This window comes from Nocardia sp. NPDC004604, assembly GCF_040609795.1.
GTDB lineage: Bacteria > Actinomycetota > Actinomycetes > Mycobacteriales > Mycobacteriaceae > Nocardia.
In genome coordinates this window covers 109,136-116,208 of record NZ_JBEXLC010000006.1, presented here as the reverse complement: position 1 = coordinate 116,208, position 7,073 = coordinate 109,136, and the positions used below count along the sequence as shown (strand labels likewise).

Sequence of the window (7,073 nt, the reverse complement as noted above, 5' to 3'; positions counted from 1 at the left end):
GCTGGACAGGCGTCACCATGCGCTCATGCAGGCAAACTCCGTGAGTGGCCTGCATGAGCGCATTCTCGACTTGGTTGGGAGCTGGGGTTAGGGGTGGCGGGGGATGGTGGCGGACATGAGGGCTGCGGCGGCGCATAGGGCGCCTGCGATGTACCAGGCCAGGTTGTAGGAGCCTTGGAGGTCGCGGATGATGCCGGCGCCGGTTGCGGCGATGGCGGAGCCGATTTGGTGGGAGGCGAAGACCCAGCCGAAGGCTACGGGGCCGTCGGCGCCGAAGAGTTCGCGGCAGAGCAGGACGGTTGGTGGGACCGTTGCGATCCAGTCCAGGCCGTAGAAGATGATGAAGAACCACATGCTCGGCTGGGTGTCGGGGGCGAATAGCGACGGCAGGATCAGCAGTGACAGGCCGCGCAGGGTGTAGTAGCCGACCAGCAGGTAGCGGGGGTCGGCCCGGTCGGTGAGCCAACCGGAGAAGATGGTGCCCGCCACATCGAAGATGCCGACCAGGGCCAGCAGACTCGCGGCGGTGGTCGGCGGCATGCCGTGATCGTGTGCCGCACTGACGAAATGGGTTCCGACCAGGCCGTTGGTGGAGGCGCCGCAGATCGCGAATCCACCTGCGAGCAGCCAGAATCCGGGTTTGCGCGCGATCGTGGCCAGCACTGTCAGTGCCCGGGTCGCGCCACCGGAGGCGGGGACGCGGAGCCCGACCGTGCTGCCCGGTTCGGCGCCGTAGGCGGAAACGCCGACGTCACTGGGGAAGTCGCGGATGAACAACAGGACCAGCGGCACCACCGCCAGCGCGACGCCCGCGACGATCACCGAGGGCACCCGCCAACCGTGCGCATGCGCCACCGCCGATACCACCGGCAGGAAGACCAGCTGCCCGGTCGCGCCCGCCGCGGTGAGTACGCCGGTCACCAAGCCACGCTGGCGCACGAACCAGCGGCCGGTGATCGTCGCCACGAACGGCATGGACATCGAACCGACGCCGATACCAACCAGCAGGCCCCAGGTCGCGACCAAATGCCATGGCTGGGTCATGAATACGGTGAGCCCGCTGCCCGCCGCGACGAGCACCAGCGCGCACGCGACCACCCGTCGGATGCCGAATCGATCCATCAGCGCCGCGGCAAACGGCGAAATCAGACCGTACAGCAGCAGATTCAGCGAAACCGCGGCCCCGATGGTGCCATGCGACCAGCCGAACTCCTCGTGCAGCGGATCAAGCAGCACACTCGGCACCGAACGGAACGCGGCCGCGCCGAGCAGTGCGATGAATCCAACACCGGCGACGACCCAGGCGGGATGCAGCCGCCGCGTCACGGTATCGACAGGTCCCAGCGTCGGTGGTGTTCGCAGTTCGGTCACCCGCTGAGACTGCCGGAATTTCGCGCGCCCAACGAGTGGCCGGAATGCCATAAACCGCCAAGATCGTGCCAGACACGCCGGATCGGAAACTACCTCGACAGCATCAGGCGCGGCCCCTACTGTGTGGCGGGGGGTACGCGACGGGACTCCCCCGGCGCAAGTGATGTGCGACACACCTGTACCGAATCGCGTGCAGGACGCCGTCGAAGCGCGGAAGGTGCGACACCATCGCACGGCGCTCTCGGCACGGGAGCTTTCCGCAGGAAACAGGAGACACAGCATGATTCGGTGGGTCTGGGCCTTCCTCGACCGCCCGACACAACGTTTCGACGAATGCGCGACGTTCTGGTCGACGATCACCGGCACCCAACTCTCGCCCCGGCGCGGTGCGAACGACGAATTCCTCACGCTCCTACCGGATCCCGCACTCTTCGCGGTCGCGGGCGTCAAAATGCAGGCGGTGACCGGACTCGGCGGTGTGCACCTCGATATCGATGTCGACGATGTCACGGCCGCGGTCCGCATCGCACTCGATCTCGATGCCGAACTGGTCGCCAACCACAAGAGCTATGCCGTGCTGCGCTCGCCCGGCGGTCAGATCTTCTGCTTCACACCGAGTGGCCGTGCCAAAAGCACACCCGCACCGGCCTTCCGCGCCCCGGACGGCACCCTGACCCGCCTCGACCAGGTCTGCCTCGATATCGGCCCCACCGGCCACGCCGCCGAAACCCGGTTCTGGACCACCCTCACCAATTGGGACCTGACTCGAGGCCGCCTGCCCGAATTCGCCCGCCTGCGCGCGAAAGAGCCGATGCCCGTACAACTTCTGCTGCAACGCCTCGGCGAGGACCGCCCGACCAGCGCACACATCGACCTGGCCTCCGCCGATATCGATGCCACCGCCGCCTGGCACCAGTCCCTCGGCGCGACCCTCGTCGAGCGCCACGGGCACTGGATCGTCATGTCGGACCCCGCCGACGCCCTGTACTGCATCACCGGGCGCGACCCGAACGGCGTGTGATCCGCGCCGAGGAGATTGCGTCCACACTGACGAACCGCACGCCGGGCACAGGTCCGTGCGGGGATAGCCCGAACCTGCACAAGATGCCGTCTCGTCTGCGCTAGCGGTTCCTCCAGCGTCGGCCGTCTCGTCTGGCGTCAGCCGTTCGTCCAATGTCGGCCATCCCGACTGGCATCAACCGTTCCGCCAGCGTCGCCATCCCCAGTGACGTCAGCGGTTCGTCGGCGGCGGCCATCCCGACTGGCATCAACCATCCCTCCGGCATCGACCGTCTGTCCGGCATTGGTCGCCGAGACCCAGACCATGTGACACGACGGACACGTTTCGGTAGCTGGTGTGTCGCGGTGGCAGAGTACCTATGTGCCCACCAACCAGACGACGACCGGATCGCTGCTCACCGCGCTGTGCCCCGATCTGCGGGCCGCGCTGACCCGCGTCGGCTACGACGCCGACACCCTGCTGGAAGTGCTCGGTCCGGATGCGCACGCGGCGCTCGGCCGCTCCGAACCGGTCCCGGTGCGCCGAGCCGCGCGCACGGTCGGAGCTCTCGGCACCCTGATCCGTCTGTTGCTGCTCGGTGACACGCTGTCCGAACGCGAGGTCGCGGGGGCACTGGCACCGCTGGATATCGATCGCGCGGTGGCGGCGGGCCTGCTGACCCGCGATGGCGACGACGTGCGCGCGGCCCTGGATCTGCGCCCGCTCGACACCGGCGAAGGCACCCGCTGGATCCTGTCCGATCTCGACGATTCAATGCGCAGGCGCACGCTGAGCGAGGACCATGTGCTCGGCGTCGGCCATGCCTCGCTCTCGCTGCTGCGCGCCACCCCGACCCGCCGCGTCGGTTCGGTCCTGGATCTCGGCACCGGCTGTGGCGTCCAAGCCGTACACGCCGCCGCCTATGCCGACCGCGTAACCGCCACCGACGTGAATGCCCGCGCCCTATGGCTGGCCGAGGCCACGGCCGCGCTCAATGAACTCGACATCGAACTCCTCGAAGGATCCTGGTTCGAACCGGTCGCCGGTCGCCGCTTCGACCAGGTGGTCGCCAATCCGCCGTTCGTGGTCGGTCCCGCCCGCATCGAACACACCTACCGCGACTCCGGCCTCGCCCTCGACGGCGCAAGCGAATTGGTGATATCGCAGGCCCCCGACCTGCTCGCACCCGGCGGCACCGCCGCAATGCTGGCGGCCTGGGTGCATGTGGACGGCGAGGATTGGCGCCATCGGGTTTCGTCCTGGTTGCCCGCGCACGGTGTCGACGCCTGGGTGGTCCAGCGCGATATCGCCGATCCGGCCCTTTATGTCGGAACCTGGTTGCGCGATGCGGGTTTGGATCCGCGCGACCCGGCCGCACAAGCCCGCGCCGAGCAGTGGCTCGATGCCTTCACCGCCGCCGATGTGGAAGGCGTCGGCTTCGGCTTCGTCTATCTGCACGCCATCGACGGCCCGACCGAATTGCTCGCCGAGGACCTGACCCATGGCTTCGACGATCCGCTCGGTGCCGAGGCCACCGCGTACTTCGCGCGCTCGGCCTGGCTGCGCCGCGCCGCCGCCTCCGAAAACCTCGCCTGGACTTCGCGTTTCGTTGTCGATCCGGCCACCGCGCTGGAACGGGTCTATCTGCACGGCGAATTCGGCTGGGACCAGCAGGTCGCGCGGCTGCATCGCGGCGACGGTCCGCGCTGGCAGCACGAGGTGGATGAGTCCACCATCGCACTCGTGGCGGGAATGCGCGCCGACGGCTTGCCGTTACAAGAGCTGATCGAACTGCTCGCACTCGCCGATGGCATCGGCGAGGTGACCGAAGAGTTCGCGGCCGATGCATTATCCGTGGTGGCCGGTTTGGTTCGGCACGGTTTGGTACGGCCCGTGTAACGAAGCGGCAAACGCACGACTCGCATCCGAGACATCGCGCACGAGCTGTTCCGACAGGGTGGGGTTCTCAGGAACTTCTCAGACGCGAGTGATGGAAACCGCAGTTCAGAGCGGTTTATCGGAGCAGTAGCGGGGAACTTTCTTCCTGTCGGGTCCGTTGATCGGAGTGAGACACCACCGACAGGAGGCAAGTCATGACAAGCCCCGCCACCACTCGTGTGCGCACCAGCGATTCGGACCTCGACGCCCAGAGCCCTGCTGCCGACCTGGTACGTGTGTACCTGAACGGGATCGGCCGTACCGCACTGCTCACGGCAGCCGACGAGGTCGAGCTGGCCAAGTGCATCGAGGCGGGCCTCTATGCGCAGCATCTGCTGGAGACCGGCAAGCGGCTGTCGGCCACCCGCAAGCGCGATCTGGCCATTATCGTCCGCGAGGGTCAGTCCGCGCGCTCGCACCTGCTCGAAGCCAACCTCCGGCTCGTCGTCTCGCTCGCCAAGCGCTACACCGGCCGCGGCATGCCGTTGCTCGACCTGATCCAGGAGGGCAATCTCGGCCTGATCAGGGCGATGGAGAAGTTCGACTACAGCAAGGGCTTCAAGTTCTCCACCTATGCCACCTGGTGGATCCGTCAGGCCATCACCCGCGGTATGGCCGATCAGAGCCGCACCATCCGCCTTCCCGTGCACCTGGTCGAGCAGGTCAACAAGCTGGCCAGGATCAAGCGCGAACTGCATCAGCAGCTCGGCCGTGAGGCCACGGACGCGGAGCTGGCCAACGAATCGGGTATCCCGGTCGACAAGATCTCCGATCTGCTCGACCACAGCCGCGATCCGGTAAGCCTGGATATGCCCGTCGGCAACGACGAAGAGGCGCCGCTCGGCGATTTCATCGAGGACTCCGAGGCCACCTCGGCCGAGTCCGCTGTGATCGCCGGACTGTTGCACCACGACGTGCGCAGCGTGCTCGCCACCTTGGACGAGCGGGAGCAGCAGGTCATCCGCCTGCGCTTCGGCTTGGACGACGGCCAGCCGCGCACCCTCGATCAGATCGGCAAGCTCTTCGGGCTCTCCCGCGAGCGGGTGCGCCAGATCGAGCGTGAGGTCATGTCGAAGCTGCGCAAGGGTGAGCGGGCCGATCGCCTGCGCGCCTACGCCAGCTGAGCACAATCCTGCGGTAAATCGTGCCGGTGATCCCGGCACGTCCTCCAGGCGCCGGACTACATCCGAGGCGGGTCCGGCGTCCGGCTTGGTGACCTCGGATGGGTCACCTCGAAACGCCGACCGGTGTCCGCGCGTCCCGCCCCCTCCGGGTTTCGCGCGAGCCGGTCGGCGATCCTCTTGTCGAAAGGCCTTCGGGGCCAGCGTTTCCCATTATCGGCGATGACCCATACGGCACGGTGCCTAGTATTTCCGCATGCAGGGACCGACACTGCGCGATGTGGCCTCGGCGGCCGGTGTGCATACCGCCACAGCGTCGCGCGCACTCAATCCGAACGCTCGTGCCCTGGTGCATCCTGATACCGCACGACGGGTGCTACGTGCGGCGGAATCACTGGGTTACCGTCCGAATCCGATTGTCAGGAACCTGAAGACCATCAAGTCCGGCGCCGTCGGACTGGTCATCCCCGACCTCACCAACCCGCTGTTTCCACCGATAGTGCGTGGCATCGAGGACGTTCTGGCCGCCGCCGGGTACAGCACACTCATCGTCGATACCGGCGATCGGCCCGACCGCGAGCAGGCCCAGATCACATCGCTGCGCTCGCGCCAGGCCGAAGGTTTGATCATCGCCACCGCTCTGCTGGAGCATCCCCTGCTGCGGCAGTTGCAGGAGCAGCGCGTGCCCATGGTGCTCGTCAACCGCCGCACCGAAGGGCTCGATATCGGATCGGTCGCCGCCAATGACGCGGCGGGCATCGCGCTCGCGGTGCGTCATCTAGTCGATCTGGGCCACCGCCGAATCCTGCACCTCGCGGGCCCGCAGACCGCCTCCACCGGTGTCGAGCGCCTGCGTGCCTTCCGAACCGCCGTTCGCGAACACGGTCTCGACGACTGCGCTCGAATCATGGTGTGCGACAGCTGGACCGAAGACGCGGGAGCTCGCGCCCTGCACGCCGCATTGGACTCCGGCGCAGAGGTCACCGCCGTGGTCGCCGGAAACGATCTCATCGCCCTGGGCTGCTACGACGCCCTCGCCGAACGCGATATCACCTGCCCCACCGATATCAGCGTGATCGGCTTCAACGGCCTGCCATTCCTGGACAAGCTCGATCCCCCGCTGACCACCATCGCCATCCCCCACCACGACATCGGCCGAGAAGCCGCCCGCATGCTCCTGGAATCCATCGCCGAGCCCGACCGCACCCCCCGCTCGGTCCTCCTCCCACCATCCCTGGTCATCCGCGGCTCCACCGCCCCACCCCACCGCTAACCGACCCGATCACCCGGTCCCTGACTCGCGCCCTGGGACGCTGCCACCCAGCACGGCCATAGATCCGGCGTTTGCGACTTCCGCCTCGTCAAATGCGCTAGCCGCTTATAGCCGCTCTGGCCGATTCAGTCGACCAACTCCGAGTCGAGCACACCGCTGACACTCCGAGCGTGGCGGCGATCCGGCGTTCGTGACTCCGGCCAGTCCGCCCATCCGACGCACTACGAGCCAACATCGCAAGACGCTGGCCGATCCGATCGCCCGGCCGGCCCCGAGCCGCCCGCCACGTCGCCGACATCCTCGGTGTGGGCAGCGGTGTCAGCGACTCCGGCCGGTCAATCACCCGACGCGCTACCAGCCAACATCGCAA

General features: G+C 67.3%; 5 protein-coding genes. 4 read left to right on the top strand and 1 reads right to left on the bottom strand.

The annotated features are described in order from the left end of the window. Positions 1-87: 87 nt before the first annotated feature. Entirely contained in the window at positions 88-1,371 is a 1,284-nt protein-coding gene (locus tag ABZW16_RS04930) for an MFS transporter (RefSeq protein WP_354952280.1), read from the bottom strand. 280 nt (positions 1,372-1,651) lie between these two features. On the opposite strand from ABZW16_RS04930, the gene ABZW16_RS04925 reads away from it, so the two are divergent. The 4 genes from ABZW16_RS04925 (at position 1,652) to ABZW16_RS04910 (ending at position 6,703) form a co-directional block, all read left to right on the top strand. Continuing rightward, a complete protein-coding gene (locus ABZW16_RS04925; protein WP_354952278.1) occupies positions 1,652-2,392 on the top strand; it encodes a VOC family protein in 741 nt (246 codons plus the stop codon). 360 nt (positions 2,393-2,752) lie between these two features. After that, complete coding sequence (locus ABZW16_RS04920) at positions 2,753-4,270, top strand: methyltransferase (RefSeq protein ID WP_354952276.1); 1,518 nt, start codon at positions 2,753-2,755, stop codon at positions 4,268-4,270. Between the two features lie 194 nt (positions 4,271-4,464). Further along, the gene (locus ABZW16_RS04915) at positions 4,465-5,433 is read left to right on the top strand and encodes a sigma-70 family RNA polymerase sigma factor (protein ID WP_354952274.1); all 969 of its coding nucleotides are present in this window, start codon (positions 4,465-4,467) and stop codon (positions 5,431-5,433) included. Positions 5,434-5,686: 253 nt separating this feature from the next. Further along, positions 5,687-6,703: a LacI family DNA-binding transcriptional regulator gene (locus ABZW16_RS04910; RefSeq protein ID WP_354952272.1), complete on the top strand. Its 1,017-nt coding sequence runs from the start codon at positions 5,687-5,689 to the stop codon at positions 6,701-6,703. Positions 6,704-7,073: the final 370 nt, after the last annotated feature.